26 protein-coding genes are annotated in these 25,116 nt (G+C 39.8%); 14 read left to right on the top strand and 12 right to left on the bottom strand.

Translation table 11 applies throughout. The annotated features are described in order from the left end of the window. Positions 1 to 9: 9 nt before the first annotated feature. From QFZ87_RS06795 to QFZ87_RS06825, 7 genes are all read right to left on the bottom strand, one after another. Positions 10 to 1,365, bottom strand: a complete 1,356-nt coding sequence (locus QFZ87_RS06795) for a M20 family metallopeptidase (RefSeq protein WP_309859430.1) — start codon at positions 1,363 to 1,365, stop codon at positions 10 to 12. A gap of 65 nt (positions 1,366 to 1,430) precedes the next feature. Continuing rightward, a complete protein-coding gene (argF, locus tag QFZ87_RS06800; RefSeq protein WP_309859432.1) occupies positions 1,431 to 2,441 on the bottom strand; it encodes an ornithine carbamoyltransferase in 1,011 nt (336 codons plus the stop codon). 26 nt (positions 2,442 to 2,467) lie between these two features. Next, the gene (gene arcA, locus QFZ87_RS06805) at positions 2,468 to 3,754 is read right to left on the bottom strand and encodes an arginine deiminase (RefSeq protein WP_309859435.1); all 1,287 of its coding nucleotides are present in this window, start codon (positions 3,752 to 3,754) and stop codon (positions 2,468 to 2,470) included. Between the two features lie 288 nt (positions 3,755 to 4,042). After that, positions 4,043 to 4,741 carry a Crp/Fnr family transcriptional regulator gene (locus tag QFZ87_RS06810; protein WP_309859438.1) on the bottom strand — a complete coding sequence of 233 codons (699 nt, stop codon included), beginning with the start codon at positions 4,739 to 4,741 and terminating at the stop codon, positions 4,043 to 4,045. Positions 4,742 to 4,776: 35 nt separating this feature from the next. Continuing rightward, the gene (gene argR, locus QFZ87_RS06815) at positions 4,777 to 5,232 is read right to left on the bottom strand and encodes an arginine repressor (RefSeq protein ID WP_309859441.1); all 456 of its coding nucleotides are present in this window, start codon (positions 5,230 to 5,232) and stop codon (positions 4,777 to 4,779) included. A 183-nt stretch (positions 5,233 to 5,415) separates the two neighbouring features. Then, positions 5,416 to 6,045, bottom strand: coding sequence for a DUF2085 domain-containing protein (locus tag QFZ87_RS06820; protein ID WP_309859443.1), 630 nt, complete (start codon positions 6,043 to 6,045; stop codon positions 5,416 to 5,418). A gap of 64 nt (positions 6,046 to 6,109) precedes the next feature. Then, positions 6,110 to 6,328: a hypothetical protein gene (locus QFZ87_RS06825; RefSeq protein WP_308082580.1), complete on the bottom strand. Its 219-nt coding sequence runs from the start codon at positions 6,326 to 6,328 to the stop codon at positions 6,110 to 6,112. Positions 6,329 to 6,660: 332 nt separating this feature from the next. Here QFZ87_RS06825 and QFZ87_RS06830 point away from each other — a divergent pair, with 332 nt between their 5' ends. The 3 genes from QFZ87_RS06830 to QFZ87_RS06840 all read left to right on the top strand — a co-directional run bounded on the left by QFZ87_RS06830 (position 6,661) and on the right by QFZ87_RS06840 (position 9,084). Beyond that, complete coding sequence (locus tag QFZ87_RS06830; RefSeq protein ID WP_309859447.1) at positions 6,661 to 7,680, top strand: polysaccharide deacetylase family protein; 1,020 nt, start codon at positions 6,661 to 6,663, stop codon at positions 7,678 to 7,680. Between the two features lie 84 nt (positions 7,681 to 7,764). Continuing rightward, entirely contained in the window at positions 7,765 to 8,766 is a 1,002-nt protein-coding gene (locus QFZ87_RS06835; protein WP_309859450.1) for an AI-2E family transporter, read from the top strand. Positions 8,767 to 8,844: 78 nt separating this feature from the next. Beyond that, positions 8,845 to 9,084, top strand: a complete 240-nt coding sequence (locus QFZ87_RS06840; protein WP_396133900.1) for a hypothetical protein — start codon at positions 8,845 to 8,847, stop codon at positions 9,082 to 9,084. Between the two features lie 128 nt (positions 9,085 to 9,212). Here the strand turns inward: QFZ87_RS06840 and QFZ87_RS06845 are convergent, their stop codons facing one another. Further along, positions 9,213 to 9,920, bottom strand: a complete 708-nt coding sequence (locus QFZ87_RS06845; RefSeq protein WP_309859453.1) for a DNA alkylation repair protein — start codon at positions 9,918 to 9,920, stop codon at positions 9,213 to 9,215. 153 nt (positions 9,921 to 10,073) lie between these two features. On the opposite strand from QFZ87_RS06845, the gene QFZ87_RS06850 reads away from it, so the two are divergent. After that, the gene (locus QFZ87_RS06850) at positions 10,074 to 11,048 is read left to right on the top strand and encodes a cation diffusion facilitator family transporter (RefSeq protein WP_309859456.1); all 975 of its coding nucleotides are present in this window, start codon (positions 10,074 to 10,076) and stop codon (positions 11,046 to 11,048) included. Positions 11,049 to 11,189: 141 nt separating this feature from the next. Here QFZ87_RS06850 and QFZ87_RS06855 read toward each other — a convergent pair whose 3' ends face one another. Then, entirely contained in the window at positions 11,190 to 11,702 is a 513-nt protein-coding gene (locus QFZ87_RS06855) for an acyl-CoA thioesterase (RefSeq protein ID WP_309859459.1), read from the bottom strand. A 120-nt stretch (positions 11,703 to 11,822) separates the two neighbouring features. After that, positions 11,823 to 12,032 carry a spore germination protein gene (locus tag QFZ87_RS06860; protein WP_309859462.1) on the bottom strand — a complete coding sequence of 70 codons (210 nt, stop codon included), beginning with the start codon at positions 12,030 to 12,032 and terminating at the stop codon, positions 11,823 to 11,825. Positions 12,033 to 12,170: 138 nt separating this feature from the next. Here QFZ87_RS06860 and nadE point away from each other — a divergent pair, with 138 nt between their 5' ends. The 8 genes from nadE to QFZ87_RS06900 all read left to right on the top strand — a co-directional run bounded on the left by nadE (position 12,171) and on the right by QFZ87_RS06900 (position 20,567). After that, a complete protein-coding gene (gene nadE / locus QFZ87_RS06865; RefSeq protein WP_309859465.1) occupies positions 12,171 to 12,992 on the top strand; it encodes an ammonia-dependent NAD(+) synthetase in 822 nt (273 codons plus the stop codon). Positions 12,993 to 13,128: 136 nt separating this feature from the next. Next, on the top strand, positions 13,129 to 13,977 hold the full coding sequence (locus QFZ87_RS06870) for a membrane-associated sensor domain-containing protein (protein ID WP_309859468.1): 849 nt from the start codon (positions 13,129 to 13,131) through the stop codon (positions 13,975 to 13,977). Between the two features lie 301 nt (positions 13,978 to 14,278). Further along, entirely contained in the window at positions 14,279 to 15,700 is a 1,422-nt protein-coding gene (locus QFZ87_RS06875; RefSeq protein WP_309859470.1) for an amino acid permease, read from the top strand. Between the two features lie 157 nt (positions 15,701 to 15,857). Then, complete coding sequence (locus QFZ87_RS06880; protein ID WP_309859473.1) at positions 15,858 to 16,691, top strand: amino acid ABC transporter substrate-binding protein; 834 nt, start codon at positions 15,858 to 15,860, stop codon at positions 16,689 to 16,691. Further along, positions 16,678 to 17,376: an amino acid ABC transporter permease gene (locus QFZ87_RS06885; RefSeq protein WP_309859476.1), complete on the top strand. Its 699-nt coding sequence runs from the start codon at positions 16,678 to 16,680 to the stop codon at positions 17,374 to 17,376. The genes QFZ87_RS06880 and QFZ87_RS06885 overlap by 14 nt, the downstream gene beginning before the upstream one ends. 32 nt (positions 17,377 to 17,408) lie before the next feature. Further along, entirely contained in the window at positions 17,409 to 18,143 is a 735-nt protein-coding gene (locus tag QFZ87_RS06890) for an amino acid ABC transporter ATP-binding protein (RefSeq protein ID WP_309859479.1), read from the top strand. A 342-nt stretch (positions 18,144 to 18,485) separates the two neighbouring features. After that, complete coding sequence (locus tag QFZ87_RS06895) at positions 18,486 to 19,031, top strand: NfeD family protein (protein WP_309867683.1); 546 nt, start codon at positions 18,486 to 18,488, stop codon at positions 19,029 to 19,031. A gap of 15 nt (positions 19,032 to 19,046) precedes the next feature. Next, positions 19,047 to 20,567 (top strand): flotillin lipid rafts scaffold protein FloT, encoded by a 1,521-nt coding sequence (locus QFZ87_RS06900; protein ID WP_309859481.1) that lies wholly within the window; start codon positions 19,047 to 19,049, stop codon positions 20,565 to 20,567. A gap of 43 nt (positions 20,568 to 20,610) precedes the next feature. Here QFZ87_RS06900 and QFZ87_RS06905 read toward each other — a convergent pair whose 3' ends face one another. After that, positions 20,611 to 21,972, bottom strand: a complete 1,362-nt coding sequence (locus tag QFZ87_RS06905) for a sensor histidine kinase (RefSeq protein ID WP_309859483.1) — start codon at positions 21,970 to 21,972, stop codon at positions 20,611 to 20,613. A gap of 172 nt (positions 21,973 to 22,144) precedes the next feature. On the opposite strand from QFZ87_RS06905, the gene QFZ87_RS06910 reads away from it, so the two are divergent. Continuing rightward, positions 22,145 to 22,855 carry a response regulator transcription factor gene (locus QFZ87_RS06910; RefSeq protein WP_309859485.1) on the top strand — a complete coding sequence of 237 codons (711 nt, stop codon included), beginning with the start codon at positions 22,145 to 22,147 and terminating at the stop codon, positions 22,853 to 22,855. Then, positions 22,833 to 24,206 carry a HAMP domain-containing sensor histidine kinase gene (locus tag QFZ87_RS06915; protein WP_309859487.1) on the top strand — a complete coding sequence of 458 codons (1,374 nt, stop codon included), beginning with the start codon at positions 22,833 to 22,835 and terminating at the stop codon, positions 24,204 to 24,206. The genes QFZ87_RS06910 and QFZ87_RS06915 overlap by 23 nt, the downstream gene beginning before the upstream one ends. A gap of 33 nt (positions 24,207 to 24,239) precedes the next feature. Here the strand turns inward: QFZ87_RS06915 and QFZ87_RS06920 are convergent, their stop codons facing one another. Continuing rightward, the gene (locus tag QFZ87_RS06920) at positions 24,240 to 24,998 is read right to left on the bottom strand and encodes a (S)-benzoin forming benzil reductase (RefSeq protein WP_309859489.1); all 759 of its coding nucleotides are present in this window, start codon (positions 24,996 to 24,998) and stop codon (positions 24,240 to 24,242) included. Between the last annotated feature and the right edge of the window lie 118 nt (positions 24,999 to 25,116).

The raw sequence follows: 25,116 nt of genomic DNA on the forward strand, positions 1-25,116 counted from the left end.
ATGGCATACCTATCGAGTTAATTCGTAGATGGCTTTTGCGTAAATCAACATCGCTGTAAACATTTTGTCTAATTCAATATGTTCATTCGGCTGATGCTCGGTTTTGGCTTGCTTTGGAAAAATCGCTCCATAGGCCACGAAGTTTTCCATGGCTCTAGCATAGGTGGCACCACCAGAAGAAATCGGTTCGGAAACGGTATCCCCGGTTACTTCCTGGTAAACGTTCATTAAGGTTTTGATTAGCAATGAATCCTTTGGTAAATAAATCGATTTTAGATAGTCAAATTCTTTGTAGGTTAATCCATATTCCTTTGCAGCTTGTGAGACCTGGTTCACGATTTCTTGTTTAGCGGCGGTCACTGGAATCCGAATATCAATGGATAACCGCTCAATTTCCTCCGTTAACTCTATTTTCCCGACATTGAACTTTAACTTACCTGATGGCTCATCTTCACAGTTACCAAAAATGCTGGTTGCAAACGGATCTTCTTTAATTAGGCCGTTAATAAACTCAATTGTTTTTGAGGTGACGCCAATCTTTTTCAACCCCAGCAATAGCCTGCTAATTGCATTGATTCCTTTTTCCGCAACTTGGGCATGAACGGCCTTTCCAAGGACCACGATACTACCTTCAGCCACTTCGTAATCAAACTCTAATTCCTCAAGAACAGATCGTAATTCCTCTAGCTTTTCTCCGGCATATCTTGCGGTGTCAGGCACCGCATTAAAGGCATTGCCCGCTTGTAATCGGAGGTTGGTTTCGTTATTTCCTTCTAAATGAAACTGCAGCAAGCCCTTCTCGGCGTAAACCAACGGAAAGGTAGAGTCGGGAGTAAAGCCCATGCTGGGAATTTCCTCGAGCTCACAATAACGGTTCATGCAGCGCCATAGTGTTTCTTCATCTGTCCCGAAGATAAACCGAATTCTTTTGTTAAAAGAAACATCGAGATTCATTAACGCTTTCGTGGCAAAAAGGGCAGCCAGTGTCGGTCCTTTATCATCCTGTGTTCCTCTGCCGTACATTTTGCCTTCTATGATGGTTGCATCGAAGGGAGGAGTATGCCAATCTTCCAGCTTGCCAGCGGGTACCACATCCAGATGGCCGAGAACGCCAATCATTTCTTCACTGTCACCAATTTCGGCGTACCCGTAATAACCTTTCGGATCAACATACGTCCGGAATCCAAGCTCTTCACAGATTTCTACTGTCTTTTTCAAAGCTAAATCAATATTTTTTCCAAAAGGAAAACCATCCTCCTGTTCACTGATTACACTAGGGATATCAACCAGCTGCTTTAATGCATGGTGAAACTTACCTTCTATCTTTTGCAGCTCAGAAATGAGTTGTTCGGAGATCTGATTCATGTTTTTCCTCCATTCGTTTGATAAAAAGGGAGGAGGAGGGTGCCTGACACCCAACTCCTAACCGCTTATTCTAAATGTCCAAGTGTCGCAGCCATTACCGCCTTGATGGTGTGCATTCTGTTTTCCGCTTGGTCGAATACTTTGGAATGCTCGCTGCGGAAGACTTCATCAGTCACTTCCATTTCTGGCATTCCATGTTTCTCGTAAATATCCTTGCCATAACTGGTTTCAAGATCGTGGAAGGCAGGGAGGCAGTGTAGGAAAATCACTTTGTCATTGCCTGTTTTCTTAATCATGTCCATTGTTACTTGATAAGGCGACAGTAGAGCAATCCGTTCAGTAAATTTATCTTCTTCCCCCATGGAAACCCAAACATCTGTATAGATGGCGTCAGCACCCGCCACTCCTTCTTCTACATTGCTCGTGACCGTTACTCGACCACCTGACTCTTCAGCGAATTTTTGAGCCAGTTCAATGACCTCAGGTTCTGGGAACAACGATTCAGGTGTGCAGATGCGCACATCCATTCCTACAAGTGCACCCCCAACGAGCAAACTGTTGGCCACATTATTTCTACCGTCACCAACATACACGAATTTAATTCCTTCTAAGCGGCCAAAGTTTTCTTTTACTGTTAAAAAGTCAGCAAGTGTTTGCGTTGGATGCCAGCGATCCGTTAACCCATTCCAGACAGGCACACCGGAATGCTCTGCTAACATCTCTACCTTTTTATGATCAAAGCCACGGAACTCAATGCCGTCAAACATCCTGCCCAACACTTTTGCAGTATCTTCAATTGATTCTTTTTTACCCAGCTGGATATCATCTTTTCCTAGATATTCAGGATGGGCACCAAGGTCCACGCAGGCTACTGTGAAGGCACAACGGGTACGAGTAGACGGTTTTTCAAAAAGTAGCGCGATGTTTTTTCCTTCTAGGTGGCGGTGGGGAATGCCATGCTTTTTCTCATCCTTTAGTTTGAAAGCCAAATCAATGAGATAAACAAACTCTTCTTTTGTAAAATCCTTTTCTGCAAGAAAGCTTCTTCCATGTAATTGTGGGACAGTTACTAACATCAAAATCGTCTCCTTTTATTTAAAAATTAACGTCGTATATCTTCACGTACGAGCGGCATGCTCATACATCGTGGGCCGCCGCGGCCACGGGATAGTTCTGAACTGGTGATTTCGAGTACTTCAATTCCATGCTGGCGTAACAAATCATTGCTAATATAATTGCGGTCATAGGTGACCACAATTCCTGGTGCAATCGCTAGTGTGTTCGAGCCATCATTCCATTGCTCACGGGAGGCAGCAATCTCATCTCCGCCGCCGCAAGGGATTAAGACAAGCTCTTCTAAATGTAAAACCTCTTTCAATGTTTCCTGGAGATTTGTCCGGTGTGTGATGGTACAGCGTTCGTCATCACTGCCTTTTTCAAGAATATACACATTCATATTACCTTGAGGCCCTTGGATTTCAGGATGGATAGTGAATTTATCGTAATCGACCATTGTAAACACCGTATCAAGATGCATAAAGGCGCGGCACTTTGGAATTTCCACGGCAACCACTTTTTTTATTGAATCCTGCTTCTTAAAGAGGTTAAGGGCCAGTTTTTCAATCGCACGGGCAGAGGTGCGGGCGGATACACCAATGGCCACTACTTCCTCACTAAGAATCAATTCATCGCCACCTTCAATCGAAAACTCAAAGTCACGGTCTAACCAAATTGGTACGTCATGTCCAGCAAATCGTGGGTGGTATTTAATGATGTATTGCATAAATAAGGACTCGCGGCGCCTTGCCGGTTCACGCATTTTATTGATGGATAAGCCATTGCTAATACAAGCTGCGGGGTCACGGGTGAAATATAAATTTGGCATTGGATCTAAATAGAAGGGATAGTGATCCTCCATGAATTCATAAAGGTGAGACTTTTTCTCGGGCTCAATTTCTCTCTTTAAAATCCCACTCATCACCTTATCCACCATATCTGCTGTGGAAAAAGAGAGTAGGTATTCTTTTAGCACGCGAGAGGCTCCGTTCACATTCGCTTTACTTTCTCGTAAAATATCGTCAACAAATTGTCCTTTTATGATGGGATTACTTAAGGTTTCAACCACCAATTTTTCGAGATAAAGAACTTCGATTCCTCGATTTTTTAAGGATTCGGCAAAATAGTCATGCTCGCGCTGGATAATTGGCAAATAAGGAATATCATCGAATAAAAGCCGCTGCAGATATTCAGGCGTCAAATTTTCAACTTCTTTTCCAGGCCGTTTCAGCAACACCGAGCGTAACGTTCCGATTTCAGATGTAACATGGATCGGGTGCTTTAATTTTGTCTTTATTTCCCTCTGAGAAGTGATTTCGGCTATACTGCTCATCTTTCTTCCTCCTTTTGATAGAATCCTTGCTACACCTTCATTCTAAGCATTGAAAGTGATTGCCTTTGTAAGCTTCATAACAAACAAAATGTAATAATCCTTACAGTTTTTTGTCGATCACATAAACGGGTTTGCATATTTATGTATATATACATGGAAATCGATTTTCTCGAATCTAATATGCTGAATAATGGCTGAATGACAAAGATCGTTCACAGATAAAGTTCTAATATTAAGAAAACTTATTGGAGCCAACAAAAAGGGCTGACCCTCGTGGAGTCAGCCTTTTTATATGCTTTTAAAATAATCAGGTTGATGAATGGTTATTTTTTTTCCGGTAACGGAGAGGATGTTCTCTCGTTTTAATTGATTCATTAGTAAACTAACGGTTTCCCGTGTGGTTCCAGATAGTTTAGAAATGTTTGTGGCCGTGAGAGGGCAGGGGATGATGATTCCTGCGCCATCCTTTTCGCCCAGGTCCTCCATTAAGAACTGGAGCGAATGCAGCACGCGTTCCTGTGCGTTAGGAATGAGAATTTTTTGGACGCGTTTTTGATGAAGATTTAGAATGTCTGATAGTTTAGAGATAATATAGAGTAGTTGTTTAGGATTAGCTTTCAATAGTTCTTCCACAACGTGGGTTTGAATAAAGTACAAATGAACGTCCGTGACAGCAATGGCCGTGTCCTGGTACACATGATCCTGAAAGATGCCCCCGTAGGGAAACATTTGATTCTTTTTAATAAAGTCTAAATAAAGCATGCTGCCATCCTGGCTGCTGCGTTCATACATGACATATCCGTCTAGTAAAAAAAAGATTTTATCGCGCGGGTCTCCCTGCATAAAGAGGAGTTGATTTTTCTTGTAGGAGCGAAAATAGAAGTAAGGGAGATATTTTTTTAGTGTTTTTACTGGAAGACATTTTAATAGTTCAATTTGTTGTAAATCAGAAAGCACATCCATCTTTTCCACGTATGAGTTGATCATCCTATCACTCCTTTGGCGTGTGTATGGTTTTAGCCTTACTTTTGATAAACTTCCAGTTGCTCTTCCATTCGTTGCGCCTCTTGAGGAGTGCGGCAAATAATTAAACAAGTATCATTTCCACAAATGGTTCCTGCTTTTCCCTCCAGGTCCATGGAATCCAGCAAGGCCCCAAATGAATGGGCATGACCAGGAAGTGTCTTGATGATAATAAAATAGTTAATTACCTCAATGCTAATCAGTGCATCCTTCAGTTTGTGGCGAAACTTCTCCGTAATTAAATGGCCATGATCTACTTTAAAGCTATACTTCAGACTGCCATCCTTGGAAGGAACCTTGACCAGTTTCAGCTCCCGGATGTCTCTCGAGATGGTTGCTTGAGTAACCGGCAGTCCGTTCTCTAAAAGCAATTGCCCCAGTTCTTCCTGTGTCTTTACCTCCTGATCAGAAATAAGCTCCGTAATCATCTGTAACCGCATCTGTTTATTCATCATCGGCCCTAACTCTCTTTCTATAGGTATCTATACTAATATCATATTGGTAATTGATGGGGATTGGTATGTATAAATGGTGAACAAACTATATATGTTATTGAAAAAATATAAAAAAAGATGAACTTTTTTGAGTTCATCTACCCTTTGTTTTATAACTCATGTTTTTCTGTTTGGTGTAATTGATTATAGTACCCACAAATGTAAATTGGATAGAAATATAAGAATGCATAAACCAATAAAAGTTGAAGTAATCCTTCTTAACCGATGGTTGTGTACCCACTGAAAAAGTACAGAAGCAAACATACTAAACCAAATAATAATAGTAACAATAATAAAACTATTAATAGCATAATAGGGGACCATTCCCCAGTACACGACAACACTAATGATTACACTTAGAATCATCGGCACAATCAAATCCCAGTTTCCCTTCACACAAGGCTCACTATCACTCTCAAGAGACTTTGAAGAAAGCAAAGGATAAAGAAAATAGGGCAAAACAAAACCAAAGCTGGTGCCTGACACCAATCGTTTGATATTGTCACTTTCAAACCAATGCAAATAGGAGCCTAGACCGTCAACCATCATGGGGACCATTAATAATAGAAGAAAGAAGCTTACTTTAATTGTAGGTATGGTGATTTTTGACTTTCTTTTAGAGAAATGTAAATACGTGAGTGAGGAAAAGATTCCAATATAAATACCTGTGTCTCGGGCGCAAACGGAGAGTGTTTCCCCTGATATGTAGAGTGACCGATCCTCTAACTGGTGGCATATGGCTCTTCCGAAGAAATCCAATAGTTCGTGTAACAATAATTATCACCCCTATAGGAAGAACCCAATTCTCACAACAGGAATTGGGTTCTTCTTCTGTATTTTAATACCCCGACATAAACGGTAAAAAGGAGAAGGCAGAAAGAGCGAACCAACAGATACAGCTCAATACGATCATACCCAAAGCAATGTATAAACAGGTTTTTCCGACAGCTTTCTTTTCTGGATCTTGATCGTTCATCCAAATAATTCCTAAAACGATCCCGACCACAGGAATAAGTATAGATAAGATATAAAAGAGTGCTTTTTGCCCACCTGACACTAACTTCACCTCCATAAGCCAAAATTAAGAGGAATTCCGTCTGGTTAGAAAATCCCGTTCAATGATATGTATGTCAGTTCATAGGCGAATTTGCCTGTCCTTCTTTTAGAAATTTCTGATTTATTTTTTATCCCCTGGTACATTGTTCAACTTAACCTGTTATAATAGATTGGTAAAAAGTGGGGTATATAAGAAATGGGGAAATCTGGGTGCATTGAAATAGAAATTATATTTTAATAGAATTGTAATAATTTTAATAGAATAGTAACAATTCAGGGGAAGCTTCGTCTATAATAAAGAAAGACATAAAACATCAAAGAGGGTAATGAAACATGGGGGATCAAAAGCAAGGATGGACCAAAGGGACAATAGTTATTGTCATTTTTGCAATTGGGTTCTTGTTTGCAGGGGTATTTGTGAACAACTATTTTAAGGCAAAAGCTGCCAGTAAACCTATTACTCAAGAAAAAAATGAATTTATGAATCATCCTGGTCAAACCTCAGAAACTATTGTTCAGAATACCAATGATTTACGGATTGAGAAAGAAATGATTCACAAGAAACAAGAGCAAGCGATGGTTGGGAGAAATAAACAAGAGCGAGAGGCAACTAAGGCTCCGGAAAAAACAACTACTGATACTGCCACTACACAGCCTTCAACACAGCCTACAACAACAAAAGACCAAGAAACAACCAAACCGCCATCAACGGAAACGAAACCAGCTAATGCACAGCCGTCGGCAGCAGGTAAGAAAACGATATACTTAACATTCGATGATGGTCCAGCTGCGTTTTCTGGGGAAATTATCACGCTTTTAGAAAAATTTCACTACAAAGCGACCTTCTTTATGATTGATGGGAATATAAGAAGATATCCAAACGCGGTAAAATTGATGGTCCAATCTGGAGAGACAGTGGCACTTCATAGTGTCTCCCATGATAAAAAGGTGTTCTATGCGTCTGCCACTTCCGTTATTAATGAATTAAATCAAAATCGAAATACATTGAAAGAAGTCTCAGGAGTCGATTCGTATATTATGAGAACACCTTATGGCAGTGTACCAGGCATGACTGCAGAGTACCGGAAAGCGGTTACGGATAATGGCTACTTAATGTGGGATTGGAATATTGACAGCAAAGATTGGTATTATAAAGATGCACGCTATGTCGAGAGTGTCAAACAACAATTAGCAAAGTTAGCTAACCATAATGGTCCGATCGTCATTCTTATGCACGAAAGAAAGGAAACGCTGGCTCATTTACCAGCCTTACTTGACTATTTAAGTAAACAGGGATACGAAGGGAAAGCGATCGATAGCTCTATGACGCCGGTTCAATTTACGGTAAGATAACATTTAGTTAGGACAAAATGCTTCAGGGTTTGATATAATTAACATGCAGTTAATAGTATAAATAATGGGGTCCGATAATTTCCTATGATAAATAAAATTTTGAACAGCAGTGGTTTTAAGAGAATATCAATTTTTTTCCTAATTGCACTCGTTTTGTATGCGATGCAATCGATGATTAATTTAATCTTACTTACGTTTATTTTTACCTTTCTAATGGATCGGTTAGTTCAATTCATTGAGAGAAAAATACCTCTCAATCGTAAATTGATTGTGGTTACATCGTATGCGTGTATTGTCGGGTTGCTATCCTATGGTTTGGTGATGTACCTGCCAATGATTGCCGGTGAGATTACGGCGTTAATTAAGCAGCTAACCGCTTTTTACACATCAAAGCATGATAATATCTTTTTAAATTACGTCGTCAAGCGAATTGAAGAAATTCAGATTTCTAGTTATCTGGAACAAGGTTTTCAGTTTGTATTAAAATACTTTACTGACATTAGTAAAATTACGTTACAAGTGCTGTTAGCTTTATTAATGAGTTTATTTTTCTTATTAGAAAAACCACGCTTAATCGAATTTACGAAGAAATTCAAGACGAGTAAAATTGCACCATTTTATGCGGAAATTGAATTCTTCGCTCAGAAATTTGTTCGTACTTTTGGTAAAGTAATTGAGGCACAATTAATTATTGCCGTGGTTAACTGTACTTTAACGACGATTTCACTATGGCTGCTTGATTTTCCGCAATTAGGCGGATTGTCCATTATGATTTTCATATTGGGATTAATCCCTGTGGCAGGTGTCATTATTTCACTTATTCCGCTTGTCATTATTGCCTACAGTATAGGCGGTATGATGAAGGTATTGTATGTGGGTATTGCCATTATGATCATTCATGGTGTGGAAGCTTATATCTTAAATCCTAATTTAATGAGTTCAAAAACGAATCTTCCTGTTTTCTACACGTTTATTGTCTTGATTTTTTCTGAGCACTTTTTTGGTATATGGGGACTGATTATCGGAATTCCGGTGTTCGTCTTCCTATTGGATGTTCTGGAAGTGACCGAAACGAAGAAGACGTAAAAAAGCCCTTGTGTGGGCTTTTTTATTTATCCTATTTTCTGATATGCTAGGGGTATGATGTAGCATTGAGGAGGATGTATGTTGGGCGAGTGTAAGTTGAACCATTCACAGGAAGATGTGAAAAGTAAGTACGAGTCTCAGGCTGAATTTTTACCGGAGGACATGAAGCCTCTATTTAATCAGTTCTTTGCAGGTGAGCATTCGCAGGAGCTTTTAAACGAAGTGTTCCATTTGCTGAAAAAGTATGATTTAGCAACGGCGGACGAGCAAAATACAAGAAATGAGCGCTTGTATTTAGTGTTAGGGATGGTTCAATAGTTGGAACATTGGGTCGCGTAGAATTATAAAGCTACGCGACCCTTTTTAATTTGATTTTTTTGCTCATTTTTCATCGAAAAAGTGTCTACATCGACTTTAGCTCGCTTTTTTAAAAATTCCCACTCCACTTAACAGATACAAGTCTTCTTCTTGACCCCAATTTTATCACGCTGCTCGATTTTTTTAATATAATCGGTAGCCAGTGGTACCTTACAAGCAGTGTTTCCAACATCTACATGGACTTTCCCAATAACCCCGGCAACCCGGATTGCTTCTTCGTAAAGATCCAAAACATATGCTCCAACACAAATGACAAAATTATTCATCACATAGCGGACACGATTCTTTTCTGAGTGGATCGTTGTTTCAACCTGTTTCAAGAGCGTGCGTATTTCCGCAAGGTCCAGCTTTTCATCAGGTGTAATCGATAAATAATTAGAATATGTACTCCACCCGGCAACCGAGGTCATTTCTACTTCTGATCTCATCCATTCCCTTGCCAGTTCCAAGGCATAATTACTTTCAGCCGCCACGCTTGCCACCGTATATTCCGCAAGCATGTACCAGTTGGCATTCTTCACCCATTCCTGAAGCGTTTCTTTTTCCATTAGCTTGGGATTTACAGAGAGCCCTGCTAAATACATAGCGTCATGATTACCTGTGTTGTAAAGTGTTAACGCTAATTCCTGATCCTTTTTCACGTATTTTACAAGCTTTTTTAAATCTCCGACTTTCACACCGAAGAAAGTTCCCTTTGCACCATGATTCATAAATGTTTTCTTTGTTTGTTCTGACCCCAGTTCCTCGAGCTTTTGCATTAATTCATCTAATTTCATATAGCGACCTCAACTTCCTGTCATTTTTCTCCATAATAACATCAATTTTAAAAAATTTCCTTTTCCTGAAAGGTCCAAAAAGTTATTTATCATGAAATATGTTATTTTTGAAAATAGTAAGAGTACATACTTTAGCAAAGAAAAGAGGATACGATGGGAGAAATAGTTCAATTATTAAAGCGTGGAAATAAGTCAGCCATGCTGGCAGCTATTATTAATACGGTCATTTCAATTATTAAAGGTGTAGCCTTTATGTATACTGGAAATGTCGCCATGTTTGCTGAAACGATGCACAGTTTAGGGGATGCCGCCAATCAGTTCTTTGTTTTTATCGGCTCCGCTTTAAGTAAAAAGGCACCGACAGAAAAATATCCAAATGGATTTGGCCGTTTAGTCAATCTTGTCCTTTTAGGCGCTGTCCTAATTGTTGGAATCATGGCCTTTGAAACAATAAAAGAAGGCTATCACCATGTGGTACATCCAACCGAGTCTGGTGGTTTCGCCATTAATATTATCGTGCTTGCAGTTGCAACGCTTTTGGAAACGTTTGTCCTGTTTAAGGCGATGAAGGAAATCTTGCATGAAATTGAGGTGGAGGCAAGCGGTCTAAGTGTGTTTGGAAAAAGCTTTGCTAATTTGGGTAGAGCGAAACCTGCCACAAAGCTTGTGTTCATGGAGGATTTGGTTGCAACATTGGGTGGTTTGTTAGCGATTATTGCGGTTGTAATTTCTCATTACACTGATTTGCACCAACTAGAGGGAATCGCTTCTATGGTCATTGGGGCGATGATGTTTTTCGTGGTGGGTAAGGTGTTTTTAGATAATGCTGCAGGTGTCATAGGACAAGCAGATGAAGAGATGGAGAATAAAATAGGAGCACTTGTTATGGCTGACCCTGATGTGAAGGATATTCAAGGGATTACGGTCATCAAAGAGGGAGAAGACCTTCACGTTGAATTGGAAATTGAAGTGGATCCGAAATTAACTGTGGCAGCTGCCGATGATATTAAGGACCGTTTAGAAGAAAAAATTATGGCTGAAAAAGGGGTCGTGGATGTAACGATCGAGATTGATGAAGAAGATGGAGTCATGACCTGGAAAAGTAAGAGTGAATTAGGTACTGAATAAAGACAATTAATGAAATGAGGCTGACTCAAAAGCAAGGTGTCAGACCCCACGATTCAATATCTAGTTAAAACTTAGAATAATCTAGGTCTAGATATTGTTTTTACAGTGGGGTCAGACCCCTTATGAGTCAACCTCATTTTATTATTCCCACGGCTTGTTTGTTGTAAAAACCCCGGCCAGTTCCTTACTGCTCTTTCGATGTTCCTTCCGCTTTTCCGCCCGATCTTTCCCCGTTTCAAATAGCTTCTTCTCTTCCTCTGTCTCAGGAATAATAGCGGGGACCTTCGTTGGCTTACCATTGTCATCTAACGCAACAAACGTTAAAAAGGCGGTGGCTGCAATTTTTCTATCACCTGACATCAGATTTTCGGCGATAACTTTGACGAAAATCTCCATTGACGAGGTTCCAGTATAGGAAACAAACGTTTCAATGCAAACGGAATCCTTCGGCGTAATTGGACTGAGGAAATCGACCGAATCAATCGACGCCGTTACGCATTCAGCCCGGGAATGTCTAACCGCTGAAATCGAAGCAATCATATCAATATCACTGATTAACTTGCCGCCAAACAACGTATTATGGTTATTGACATCATTAGGGAAAATTCTACTCGTTCTTACTACTCTAGATTCATTACAAGTCTTTGATTCCATTATCATCACTCCACACTTTTGCACCCCTACAATATACTTAGTAGATGGCCATGGGCATATTTTTTGTTAGTATGGCCACGATAGTAATAGATTATAAACCTAATGCCCTTTGATGTGGAATTATTTGTTTTCTTCAAAATCCTTGCTTACACTTTGGAATACATGTTTGGAAACAATCGTACAGTGGTCACCAAAGTTAATCGTACAGCCAACTTGTTTACTATTTGCCGTATTACTGTCTTGAACTGTTGGCCCTACATTAATATTTGCATTATTATTAATAGAATTTACTTTAAAATAGTCGATATTTATTGAAAACGACATGCTCATCACCGTCCTATTTTTATTTTATTTTTAAAAATGAAAGATGATTGTCCGCATACCTAGAACAAGCAGTTAAATAATAAGCGAATGAGACGTAGTTGTGGTACATTACATATATCAATATCTGGTCAGGAGGTACTATCAATGGATTTACAGGCACAAATTATGAAGGATTTACATGTTACTCCGAACATTGAACCAAAAGAGGAGATTCGTAAGAGAATCGACTTTTTGAAAAATTACCTGCTAAAAACCAAGGCTAAGGGATATGTACTAGGGATTAGCGGTGGTCAAGATTCTACACTCGCTGGAAGATTAGCACAGTTGGCAGTGGAAGAATTGCGTAGTGAAGGAAAGGATGCTTTATTTATTGCCGTTCGTCTTCCATATGGCGTGCAAAAGGATGAGGAGGATGCACAGCGTTCATTAACATTTATCCGTGCAGACCGAGAGCTTGTTTTTAATATAAAAGTAGCCGTGGACGAAGTTCAAAATGAATATAACGCTAGCATTGATGGGGATCCATTAAGTGATTATCATAAAGGAAATGTAAAAGCGAGAATGAGAATGATTGCCCAATATGCAATCGGCGGTATGGAGGGACTGCTTGTTATTGGGACCGATCATGCAGCAGAAGCAGTGACGGGTTTTTATACCAAGTATGGGGACGGAGGAGCGGACATCCTGCCATTGACTGGATTAAGCAAACGCCAAGGGAAGGCCTTGCTAAAAGAACTTGGTGCAGATGAGCGCCTCTATTTAAAAGTTCCAACGGCAGACCTCCTCGATCAAAAACCTGGTCAGGCAGATGAAACAGAATTAGGGATTACTTATGATGAACTGGATGATTATTTAGAGGGGAAACCTGTCTCCAAAGAAGTGGCTGAAAAAGTGGAAAAACGGTATCTCATGACGGAGCACAAGCGTCAGATGCCTGCTACTATGTTTGACGACTGGTGGAAATAAACCAAGAGAGAGGCTGCATGATCCGGCAGTCTCTTTTTTTTGTAAAATTCATAAAACAGCTACATGTATGACAGTCATTTGTAGTCAACTGCTTTTATAATAAAGTAAACAAGATGTCAAAGGAGGTGTAACCGGTGTGAAAATAACGGAAGGGAGATTTCTAATATTCTCGATTTTGGCCATCGTTTTATTAATGTTTATTCATGTGTTTCAAGCGCAAATTGCTGTCTTTTATAATCCGGCGAATTATGTTGGATTTCATACGCTTTTAGAGAGCTTTAGCATCGCTATTTCTGCAGCTATACTTTTGTATGGATTGAAAAGCTTTGAGAAGAATCAGTCCAGTCGAATGCTCCTCTTATCTTTTACATTCTTTATAGTAGGGACACTTGACCTGCTCCACACCTTATCCTTTAAGGGGATGCCTTATTTTTTTACTGAAAGCTCTGTCGCGAAAGCCACCTGGTTTTGGGTTTCTGCACGAATCTTTCAGTCACTATTCATTTTAGCTACCCTATTCATTCCTGAGCGAAAATTATCAAGGGATTACCGCCCGCTGACTTTACTAGCTGGAATAATTGTTGCACTAACGACCTGCTTCTTGATTATTTATTATGAAAAAAACTTGCCTATCCTGATGGTAGAAGGTAAAGGAACCACACTTTTGAAAAATGGAATCGAATATGGGATCAGTTTTATTCTTTTTGTCTCTTTAATTAGGACATTGTATCAATATCATCTAGAAAAAAGTGAAGCGACACTTGCGCTGGCGCTTGCTTTTGTTTACTTACTGTTAACCGAGCTAGTTTTTACAATCTACCAAAGTGTATTTGACCTGGATAATTTTTTGGGCCATATTTTTAAAACACTTGGTTTCTATTTCATCCTAAAGAGTTTTTATTTTTCAAATCGGAAGATGGTAGAAGAAGTATTTGATGAGGAAGATAATGATGAAGAAGTGCAGAAAATGATGAAATGGATATAATGGCGAAAACTATCCTATTTTCCATTAACCTCATATTTAATTAACAACAAATTGAAGATATAATGGGAATTGTTCTATAGAGCAAATTCAAATAGTAATGTGATCACGACGTTTGATTACTTACTATTTTTTTTGGTGTTTTTAACTATTTAACACTTTACTAAGATAAAATTTTCTATTGACATAAAGTCTGATTCATCCTATATTAGAAACCGTTGATTAATATTTATACAATGAATTGTCGACTTCAAACATTATTGCACAATAAAAATATACATTACATCGGAGAGGTGTTCACAGCATGGGGAAAGCAAATAAGTTAGGTTTTTGGGTACTAACTGCACTGGTTGTTGGTAACATGGTTGGTTCGGGTATTTTTATGCTTCCACGTTCTTTATCAGAATCAGCAAGTCCTGCTGGCGTTATTGCTGCATGGCTTGTAACTGGTCTTGGTGTATTAATGACTGCGCTCGTATTCGGAAACTTGGCGGTACGTAAACCTAAATTACAAGGCGGACCGCAAATATATGCAAAAGATTTGTTTAAACAAGGTTCACATGCATCTACTTTATCAGGGTTTATGTCTACTTGGGGTTATTGGATTGGGAACTTAGCAGGGAATGTAGCCATGATTACTACTTTCGCTGGTTACTTATCTACCTTTTTCCCAATTTTAACAAGCCAGGCAGACTGGTTCACCATTGGTAACTTTACACTTAAGGTGGGGAATGGTTTAACCTTTATCGTATGTTCCGTTCTATTATGGGGAACGCATACAATTATCCTTCGCGGGATGGAAAGTGCCGGTAAATTAAACTTTTTAGCTACTGCTGCAAAGGTTGCTGGATTTATCTTATTTATTATCGTTGGTTTGTTTGCTTTTGAAAAAAGTAACATGCTTCCATTCATGGCAGAAAGACTCGATGACGCTGGTCACTCGATTAGTATGATGAAGCAAATTAACAACGCAGCAGTTAATACCTTATGGGCATTTATTGGTGTGGAATCAGCAGTCGTTTTTGCCTCACGTGCGAGAAAACAGACAGACGTCAAACGTGCGACAATACTTGGATTATTTATTGCGCTTGGAATATACGTCGGAATCAGTACATTAGTGATGGGGATGTTAGACCAAAACACACTTATTCACTCGGATAAGCCATTAATTGATGCGATTTCTACTGTACTAGGACCAATTGGTGGGAAAGTTTTAGCAGCAGTGGGACTAATCAGCTTATTTGGATCAACGATTGGTTGGTTAATGTTAAGTGCAGAGGTTCCGTATCAAGCAGCAAAACAGGGCTTGTTCCTTCCGGCTTTCTTAAAAGAAAATAAAAAAGGCATACCAGTCTTTTCAATGATTGTTTCAAACGGTTTAGGTCAATTGTTCATTTTCTCTACGATTTCAAAATCAATCTCAGGTGCATTTGATTTTGTTATTGTCATTGCCACTTTATCGTATTTAGTTCCATACTTTATCTCATCTGTCTATCAGTTGAAATTAGTTATTACAGGAGATACCTATAAAGGGGATCGATCAAGAGTAGGAGATGGAATCATTGCTCTCCTTTCGACGATTTATTCGGTATGGGTCATCATCGCAGGTACAGCTGATATGAAAACATTCATGTACGGAATGATTCTATTAGCAAGTGGAATCTTATTCTACGGACCACTCTTGAAAAAGACAAGGACGAATAAGGCGCAACAAAAGGCCGCATAATGAACTAACCTATCAGGGATTCTCTGATAGGTTTTTTTTATATAAAAAGGGCAAAATAATTTTGGTTCCTATCAATTATTTCTTTTGACAGATAGGAATAGATGTAATATGATAATTAAATCCTACAATAACTATCAGAATTAGGGGGGTTTTAAGGTTGAAAAAGTTAACTGTACTATTTGCACTTTTATTAAGCTTCATGTTTGTTCTATCAGCATGTGGTAAAGACGAGAAAGCTGATAAAGATAAAAAGGATTCAGATAAAAAGACAGCTGAAAAAGCTGACGGGGACTTATTGAAAAAAATCAAAGATGATGGAACGATTACTATTGGTACTGAGGGTACCTATCCACCTTTTACCTTCCATGATACAAGTGGAAATTTAACTGGATTTGATGTGGAGCTTGCTCAAGAAGTAGCCAAACGCCTCGGAGTGAAAGCAGAATTTAAAGAGACGCAGTGGGATGCGATGTTCGCCGGACTGGATGCCAAGCGTTTTGATATGATTGCAAACCAAGTAGGGATTCGCCCAGACCGTCAGGAAAAATATGATTTCTCTGATCCGTACATTACGTCATCTGCCGTATTAATCGTAAGCAAGGACAATGATAAGGTAAAAGCCTTTGAAGATATTAAAGGATTAAACTCTGCCCAGTCATTGACTAGTAACTATGCAGATATGGCGAAAAAACTGGGAGCTAATATTGTTGGTGTAGAAGGCTTCCAACAAGCGGTTGAACTGCTTGCTCAAAAACGTGTTGATGTAACCATCAATGATAAGCTAACATTCCTAGATTTTAAAAAGAGTAAGCCAGATGCACCGGTTAAGGTCGCTGCAACTAGTGAAGATGCTTCAACTAGCGGATTTATGTTTAGAAAGAAAAGCGATACGCTTGTGGATGAAGTGAATAAGGCATTAAAAGATATCATCGATGATGGTACGTATAAAAAAATCTCAGAGAAATGGTTTGGTGAAGATGTACTTAAATAGTATTTTTACTGACCCAGAAAGAGCACAAAAGTTATTTGATATAGCAAAAAGTTCCCTTCAGCCTATGCTGGAGGGAGCTATTTTAAATACGATACCGTTGACTATTGTTAGCTTTATTTGCGGTTTAATCTTGGCTGTGCTGACAGCATTAGCTAGGATTTCTCATGTAAAGGTATTGCAAAGTATTGCTAGGGTCTATGTTTCTGCAATCCGAGGAACACCGTTGTTAGTGCAATTATTTATTATTTTTTATGGCCTTCCTAATCTTGGTGTTACCCTTGATCCTTTTATTTCTGCGGTCATTGGATTTTCGCTCAGTGTTGGTGCATATGCATCAGAAATCATCCGGGCAGCGATTCTATCTATTCCGAAAGGGCAGTGGGAAGCGGGATATTCCATTGGTATGTCCTATACGCAAGCATTAAGAAGAATTATTCTTCCACAGGCAGCCAAAGTTTCCATTCCTCCCTTATCGAATACCTTTATCAGTCTTGTAAAGGATACATCACTTGCTTCACTTGTGCTCGTAACTGAGATGTTTCGCCGCGCTCAGGAGATTGCTTCAACCAATTATGAATTTTTATTGGTCTATTCCGAAGCGGCACTCCTCTATTGGGTCATTTGCTTTTTCCTATCCGTCCTTCAAGGTTTTATGGAAAGAAGACTGGACCGATATGGAGCTTAGCATGGGATTAACGGAAAAAGGGGAGTTTTACGATGATTTCAATTAAAGGTCTATATAAACAGTTCGGTCAATTAGAAGTGTTAAAAGGAATTGACCTTGAGGTGGAGAAGGGAAAAGTGGTGGTTGTCATCGGGCCGTCCGGTTCCGGAAAAACGACCATGCTTCGTTGCTTAAATGTGCTCGAAACTCCTACAAATGGGATCATTTCCATCGAAGGTCAGAGTCTTGATTTTTCAAAACCAGTTGCGAAAAAAAATATTTCCACGTTCCGACGATTAACGGGAATGGTGTTTCAAAACTATAATCTTTTCCCACATAAAACCGCCCTTGAGAATGTGATGGAAGGACCAGTGGTGGTGAAGGGGGAAAGTAAAGAGGCTGCTCGAAATAAAGCCCTATCACTATTAGAGAAGGTTGGACTTGGGGATAAGGTGGACTATTACCCTGCACAGCTTTCAGGCGGCCAGCAGCAGCGCGTCGGGATTGCCAGGGCTCTGGCGATGGAGCCAGAAGTGATGCTGTTTGATGAACCGACATCGGCGCTTGACCCGGAGCTTGTTGGTGAAGTATTAAAGGTTATGAAGGATCTTGCCGCAGAAGGCATGACGATGATTGTAGTCACCCACGAAATGCGCTTTGCCCGTGAAGCGGCGGATGAGGTCATTTTTATGGACCAGGGTGTAGTGGTCGAAAGAGACAAGCCAGAGGTCATCTTCACCCAGCCGAAAGAAGAACGAACGAGGAAGTTTTTGAATATGATTCAGTAAGGTGCTGTAGCTCGAGGAGCTATGGCACTTTTTGTTGTTGATATTTCTAGTATTTGGAAAAATAGCCATTACCCTTTGAAAATGAGCCAATCTCCTACAAAAATGAGCCAATCTCCCACAAAAATGAGCCAATCCACCCCAAATATAAGCCAATGTTTCCTAAAAATGAGCCAATCGCAAAATCACCAGCTAAGATTGTTCATAATATCTCCTCATCCTACTGCAGGATACTCAGTTCCAATGTTGAATTTATAATTATTAGGTAAATATTTGAAGAAAAATGAAACTTTTTCCATAAATTAACCGTAAATAAGGTACCTACATAAGAAGGGACTGATGCCTTTGGAACCTTTTAGCATTCCTTTAGAAACCATTTATTTGTATGGCTTGATCATTTCGGGTGTATTAACTGTTGTGTATGTCTTGTTTGCGGATGTGTTTCATTTCCACGGAGCGGGAGATGGGGGACTTCACTTTCTCAATCCTGTCTTGATTTTTGCCTTTATTACGGTCTTATCAGCAAGCGGTTATTTGTTTGAAAAGCTATCATCCCTACATTATTTACTTATTATAGGAATCTCGGCAGTTGCCGCTTTTATGATCGTCACCTTATTAAATGTATTTGTCCTCGTACCTTTATCCTCTGCGGAGGAGTCTCTGGTCTACAAAGATTCAGATTTAAGGGGACGAATAGGGACCGTGATCACACCTATCCCTGTGGATGGCTTTGGGGAAGTAATGATTGATAGCACAAGTGGAAGAATTGCCAAACCGGCATCAAGCTTTGATGGAGAGCAAATCCCGAATGGCACAACTGTACTTGTCGTGCAGGTGAAAAATGGGGTACTTGAAGTCACTGTTCATCAAGAATTAGAGAGTTTTATTTAGAGGGGGTTTTAAGAAATGGAATTTAGTATTATTTGGATTATTATCGGTATTGTCGCACTTATTCTTATTGCTTTAATTGGCGTTTTTATCACAAAGTATAGAACAGCTGGACCTGACGAAGCACTTATCATAACAGGTAGCTTCCTCGGTAACGGGAGTGTGCATGTCGACGAATCAGGAAACAAAATCAAGATTATCCGCGGCGGAGGTAGTTTTATTTTACCAGTATTCCAACAAGCAAAGCCGATTAGCTTGCTTTCAAGTAAACTCGAGGTAACCACTCCTGAGGTCTATACAGAGCAAGGTGTGCCGGTTATGGCGGATGGTGTCGCGATTATTAAAATTGGCGGTTCTATTAGTGAAATCGCGACGGCTGCTGAGCAGTTTCTTGGCAAGCCGAAGGAAGACCGCGAAAACGAAGCAAGAGAAGTTCTTGAGGGGCATCTACGGTCGATTCTTGGCTCTATGACGGTAGAAGAAATTTATAAAAACCGTGACAAATTTTCGCAGGAGGTCCAAAGGGTAGCATCACAGGATCTAGCGAAAATGGGGTTAGTCATTGTCTCGTTCACTATTAAAGATGTTCGTGATAAAAATGGCTACCTTGACTCACTTGGTAAGCCGCGTATTGCACAAGTAAAAAGGGATGCTGATATTGCTACGGCCGAGGCAGAGAAAGAAACACGGATTAAAAAAGCGGAAGCCGCTAAGGAAGCAAAACGCAGTGAACTAGAGCGCGCAACTGAAATCGCTGAAGCAGAGAAAACGAATCAGCTGAAAGTTGCTGATTTCCGCCGTGAGCAAGATATAGCCAAAGCCCGTGCCGACCAAGCGTATGATCTTGAAAGTGCACGTTCGAAGCAAGAGGTAATGGAGCAAGAAATGCAAATCAAGATCATCGAAAGACAAAAGCAAATCGAACTAGAAGAAAAAGAAATTCAGCGTCGCGAACGCCAATATGATTCTGAAGTGAAGAAAAAGGCCGATGCAGACCGTTACTCCGTTGAGCAATCAGCAGCAGCGGATAAAGCGAAGCAAATGGCGGAGGCAGAAGCAAATAAGTACCGTATTGAAGCTATGGCGAAGGCGGAAGCAGAGCGAATCCGCTTAGACGGTTTGGCGAAAGCAGAAGCACAAAAGGCCCAGGGTTCCACGGAAGCAGAAATTATCCGCTTAAAAGGTTTGGCAGAAGCAGAAGCGAAAGAAAAAATTGCCGAAGCGTTCGAGCAATTCGGGCAAGCGGCAATCTTGGATATGGTCATTAAAATGCTTCCAGAATATGCGAAGCAAGTGGCTGCTCCATTATCTAATATCGATAAAATTACGGTCGTGGACACGGGCGGTGGCTCAGGTGAAAACGGCGGTGCCAATAAAATCACCAGCTACGCAACGAATCTAATGGCGAGCCTTCAGGAATCCTTAAAGGCTTCAAGCGGCATTGATGTGAAAGAACTAATTGAAAACTATTCAGGTAAAGGCAATGTGAGAAAAAGCATTGAGGAATTAACAGACGAAGTGAAAAAGAAGACCGAATAAATAACAAAACTCCTTATCGAATACTGCGATAAGGAGTTTTAATTTAAAGAACAATCTCAAATGTTGTTCCTTTATTCGTGCTGCTCTTTACCTCCACGGTACCACCGTGCGCCTCGACCAATTGTTTTACAATAGCTAGTCCAAGCCCCGAGCCGCCAAGTGCACGGGTTCTTGATTTATCCACACGGTAGAAGCGTTCAAAGATGCGAGGTAAATCCTCTTCAGGAATACCTTTCCCTTCATCTTGTACTCGTATATGAATTTTTCCACTAATTTGTTTTGCATCAACTCTAATTAAGCTATGAGGCTCCGAATATTTCCGTGCATTATCCAGCAGATTTAGAATGACCTGTTCAAATCTGATTGGGTCAATCGATAAATAAAGATCATTCGGGCAATCAAGAAAAAGGTCCATATGCTGTTCTTTCAGTGCCGGAGAAACTTTTTCAATGATTCCTTGGAAATAGGGACGTAGATGAACCTCTTCTTTTTCAATAGAAAACGAATTTTCATCCATTTTCGCCAAATTAAAAAGTTCCTTTACCAGGTTAGATAACTTCAGTGACTCTTCATGGATGATGTCTAAATACTGTTTCCGCTCCTGTTCATTCGTTTCCTTACGTCGAGCGATATCTGCATAGCCCTTAATATAAGTTAATGGCGTTCGCAGCTCGTGTGAAATACTTGCCAGGAATTCATTTCGTTCATTCTTTAAAATTTCTAGATCACTCGCTAAGACTTTAATGGACTCCCCCAGATCCCCGATTTCGTCTTTCCCCAACTTTGGCAAAGAGACGCTGAGGTCACCTTTACTGATTCGTTTGGTCGCCTCACTCATTTTAATTAGCGGAAGCGTGACCACTTTGGTCAAAAACACAATGATGATAATCATAAATAAAAGAGAAAGCAGTCCGGCAAGCAGAAAATGCTGGTTAAGTCCGGAGATTAAGTTTTTAATTTTTTGTGTATTTTGAAACATGTATACATAGCCATTAATCTGTTGATCAATGACAACAGGACTAATTGAAGCAATATACGTAGCATTTTTCCAATTGTCTTCTAAGATAAGTCCTTCATGTGGTATCTTCTTCGGTGTATCACGGAGAATTTGCTTCATTTCATCTGTTACTTTATTTGATGACATATAAATGGATCCATCTGGCTTCGTAAGGATTACTTGTGTATCTGTCTGGGCTTCCATCATAGCAATATGTCTAATTGTTTCATCATGAAATGAAGCCTCTAATACTTCCCGATGGTTATTCCCCCTGGTCTGGAGTGCAGACAGCTCCTCATGCACGCGGGAATGAATAATATTATTATGCAAAAAGAACATCGAAATCGTTTCTAGTAGAAAAATGGCTAAGAAGAAAAGCAAGCCTATTTTAAATGATATTTTATTCATTCAATCAACACCTCACTCTCCTTAGAATACTACAACAATAAAGTAAAAGGAGTCTCATATTGTAGCCAATTTTTAAAAATTGAAGATGTTTTGACTAAGTTGTAGCGAATTTGTGAAGTTACAAAAATCACAGACCCAAGATGATATAGTAAAGATATGGGGAGTGATTATAATGAAAATATTATTAGTGGATGATGAACGTAGAATTATAGAAGTTCTCGAGGCCTACTTAGAGAGAGAAGGCTATGAAATTCACAGTGCTGATAATGGAATAGATGCTTTAAAGAAGGCGAAAAGCATAAATCCTGACTTAATTATATTAGACCTTATGCTGCCCGATATTTCTGGGGAAGAGGTTTGTCGGCTCGTACGGAAGGAATCAGATGTTCCCATTCTGATGCTTACGGCCAAATCGGCAGAGGATGACCGAATCAACGGAATTGTTATGGGTGCAGATGACTACTTAACGAAGCCATTTAGTCCTCGGGAAGTGGTTGTACGCGTTCAGGCAATTTTAAGGCGTGTCAAAAAGACGGAGAAAGTACAACTCCTTGAATTCAACGGAAAAAAATTAGTGGTAGACATTATAAAGAAAGAAGTCAAAGTAAACGGAGAATATGTGACATTAACACCTATCGAATACAAGCTATTAACGAATATGGCGGAAAATCCAGGTCGTGTATACAGTCGAATGGATTTATTAGAGAAAATTCAGGACGAGGGCATGTATTATGAAGGCTATGAACGCAGTGTGGATACACATATTAAAAACCTCCGCAAAAAAATAGAGCAAGATACACGACAGCCGGATTTCATCGTTACTGTTTTTGGGATGGGCTATAAATTTGGAGGGGTATTAGATGCTGCAAACACTCCGGTCTAAAATCCTATTTTATTTAGTTTTGATATCCATGATCGGAATCTTAATCGTCAGTTTTTTTATTCAATATGGATTTGAAGAGAGCTTTAATAGTTATTTAGACCATAACAGAGAAAAGAAGATTGATCGGATTATCACGGAAATTGAGAAGGATTATAGGAAGAATGGACATTTTACCAGTGATCCTGTGTATGGTCTGTTGCACGAGCATGCAATGACTGATCAGCTTTATTTTCAATTATATGATCGGTTTGGACAACTGCAGATGGATTCTTCTAACATTCGGAGCATGCTGAATAGCTTCGGTTTGACTGAACCAGCACCGGATGGGGAGGAGTGGCATTCCAAGTCCTACACACTGAAGGTGAATAATACCATCATTGGGAAACTGGTGGCCATTTATCCTAAAGGCTTAATTGATGATGAATATACGTTTATCCAATCTATCCAACTCTATATTTACGCAGCGGTATGTTTAACGATTGTTCTAGCCATCGTCTTCAGCATGCTTTTTTCAAAAAAGCTGACATCAGGTTTAAAGAAGCTATCTTTTGCTGCAAATGAACTTCAGCAGCATAATTTGGATATTCGAATCCCGTTGTCAGGTCTGCCTACAGAAGTGAAGCAAATTGCTATCTCTTTCAATAACCTTGCAGAATCCTTGGCGAGGGAAGAAATGCTTCGGAAGCAATTTACCGGTGACCTGGCACATGAACTAAGGACGCCCCTGGCGACTTTAAGAAGTCAAATTGAAGCCTTTCAGGATGGAATTTGGGAGCCAACACCACAGCGGTTACAGGTAAGTCACGAAGAGTTGATGCGGTTAGTAAGACTAGTGAATGAACTAGAAAAATTACTCGCTGCTGAAAATCCGCAAATTAGGCTGGAAAAAATAGAATTAGAGGCTGGTAGTGTATTAGAGGCATTGTACGAAATGTTTATGCCTATCTTTAAGGAAAAAGGTGTTCATCTTCACATCGAGGAACCGAAACAGGAGGAATTGTTTGAGGCGGACAAAGACAAGCTCATGCAAATCCTTTCAAACATACTTAATAATGCATTGAAATATACACCAGAAGGGAAGAATGTCACCCTTTCCGTCCAAGCGGATAAGGAAGGCTATGTTGGCTTCAAAATTCAAGATGAAGGCTCAGGTATGGCCGAAGATGATATTCCGCATATATTCGAACGGTTCTATCGCGGTGACAAATCACGAGACCGAAAAACAGGCGGGGTCGGCATTGGTCTCTCCATTGTTAAGGCCTTAATGGATGCCCACAAAGGATTAATCAAAGTAAAAAGTAAACTAAACAAGGGAACCAGCATCACCTTATGGTTTCCACAAGAATACTAAAAGAGGCCTCTGCTAGATGCAAGGCCTCTTTGCTTACTTTAATAAGTCATTAATATTGTAGACTTTTCCACTTTCTACATTTCCACTAAGCAGCAGGTCAACTAATGCATTGGCCACGGTGTCTGTCTGTAAGAGAGTATTTTTCTCCTTAAATTCCTTGAAGCGCTCCAAATCTTTAAACGCTTCTTTTGAGGAAGAGCGAATGGTAGTCTGCATGTTAGTATCCATGACCCCTGGACTGAAGGCAATGATTTTGTTGTTCGTCTTCAGTTCAGCTTGTTCGAGTGCTGCTGTCTGTGTAAACATATTAATGCCCGCTTTAGAACTGCAGTACACACTCCAGCCTTCGATTGAACGAACGGCTGCCCCGGAGGTTACATTGATGACCTGTACTGCCGTATTTGTGACCTGCGCTTTATTAAAAAAGAGATTGGTTGTAATGATCGGTGCAATTAAATTAACTTGGATATTACGGATAATCGGCGTTTGATCTAAATTTCCGACTGTCTGGATCGGTTCGATAACGCCTGCGTTGTTAAAAAGAAGAATCTCTTTAGGATTCTTTTCAAAAATCCAGTGGGCAATCTCCATAAATACTTCCTGTACTTCTTTTTCCAAAGAGAGATTGCAGGCATAGTGCTGATAAAATAGCCCTTTTTCGGCAGCCAATTGTTTAATTTCCTCGTTCTCTGTTCTAGAAACAGAAACAACGGCAATTTGTTCTTGAATGAGGCGTTTCGCAATCGCTTCACCTAGCCCCTTTGATGCCCCGGTTATAATTGCATATTTCATGGAATGAACTCCCCCTTAAAACTTCAGATTAATATGTATCTGTAAAAAGTTAACTTCTACCATATTTTATTCCTCTCGTCGTTTTTAATCAAACGAAAAAGGCAGCTTTCAAGGAGCT

This window comes from Bacillus sp. SLBN-46 (genome assembly GCF_031453555.1).
GTDB lineage: Bacteria > Bacillota > Bacilli > Bacillales > Cytobacillaceae > Neobacillus.

Excerpts from the sequence above, each read along its gene's own strand:
- QFZ87_RS06795 (WP_309859430.1), bottom strand. The coding sequence starts at position 1,365 with ATGAATCAGATCTCCGAACAACTCATTTCTGAGCTGCAAAAGATAGAA.
- argF (WP_309859432.1), bottom strand. The coding sequence starts at position 2,441 with ATGTTAGTAACTGTCCCACAATTACATGGAAGAAGCTTTCTTGCAGAA.
- arcA (WP_309859435.1), bottom strand. The coding sequence starts at position 3,754 with ATGAGCAGTATAGCCGAAATCACTTCTCAGAGGGAAATAAAGACAAAA.
- QFZ87_RS06810 (WP_309859438.1), bottom strand. The coding sequence starts at position 4,741 with ATGATCAACTCATACGTGGAAAAGATGGATGTGCTTTCTGATTTACAA.
- argR (WP_309859441.1), bottom strand. The coding sequence starts at position 5,232 with ATGATGAATAAACAGATGCGGTTACAGATGATTACGGAGCTTATTTCT.
- QFZ87_RS06830 (WP_309859447.1), top strand. The coding sequence starts at position 6,661 with ATGGGGGATCAAAAGCAAGGATGGACCAAAGGGACAATAGTTATTGTC.
- QFZ87_RS06835 (WP_309859450.1), top strand. The coding sequence starts at position 7,765 with ATGATAAATAAAATTTTGAACAGCAGTGGTTTTAAGAGAATATCAATT.
- QFZ87_RS06840 (WP_396133900.1), top strand. The coding sequence starts at position 8,845 with ATGTTGGGCGAGTGTAAGTTGAACCATTCACAGGAAGATGTGAAAAGT.
- QFZ87_RS06845 (WP_309859453.1), bottom strand. The coding sequence starts at position 9,920 with ATGAAATTAGATGAATTAATGCAAAAGCTCGAGGAACTGGGGTCAGAA.
- QFZ87_RS06850 (WP_309859456.1), top strand. The coding sequence starts at position 10,074 with ATGGGAGAAATAGTTCAATTATTAAAGCGTGGAAATAAGTCAGCCATG.
- QFZ87_RS06855 (WP_309859459.1), bottom strand. The coding sequence starts at position 11,702 with ATGGAATCAAAGACTTGTAATGAATCTAGAGTAGTAAGAACGAGTAGA.
- QFZ87_RS06860 (WP_309859462.1), bottom strand. The coding sequence starts at position 12,032 with ATGAGCATGTCGTTTTCAATAAATATCGACTATTTTAAAGTAAATTCT.
- nadE (WP_309859465.1), top strand. The coding sequence starts at position 12,171 with ATGGATTTACAGGCACAAATTATGAAGGATTTACATGTTACTCCGAAC.
- QFZ87_RS06875 (WP_309859470.1), top strand. The coding sequence starts at position 14,279 with ATGGGGAAAGCAAATAAGTTAGGTTTTTGGGTACTAACTGCACTGGTT.
- QFZ87_RS06885 (WP_309859476.1), top strand. The coding sequence starts at position 16,678 with ATGTACTTAAATAGTATTTTTACTGACCCAGAAAGAGCACAAAAGTTA.
- QFZ87_RS06890 (WP_309859479.1), top strand. The coding sequence starts at position 17,409 with ATGATTTCAATTAAAGGTCTATATAAACAGTTCGGTCAATTAGAAGTG.
- QFZ87_RS06900 (WP_309859481.1), top strand. The coding sequence starts at position 19,047 with ATGGAATTTAGTATTATTTGGATTATTATCGGTATTGTCGCACTTATT.
- QFZ87_RS06905 (WP_309859483.1), bottom strand. The coding sequence starts at position 21,972 with ATGAATAAAATATCATTTAAAATAGGCTTGCTTTTCTTCTTAGCCATT.
- QFZ87_RS06910 (WP_309859485.1), top strand. The coding sequence starts at position 22,145 with ATGAAAATATTATTAGTGGATGATGAACGTAGAATTATAGAAGTTCTC.
- QFZ87_RS06915 (WP_309859487.1), top strand. The coding sequence starts at position 22,833 with ATGCTGCAAACACTCCGGTCTAAAATCCTATTTTATTTAGTTTTGATA.
- QFZ87_RS06920 (WP_309859489.1), bottom strand. The coding sequence starts at position 24,998 with ATGAAATATGCAATTATAACCGGGGCATCAAAGGGGCTAGGTGAAGCG.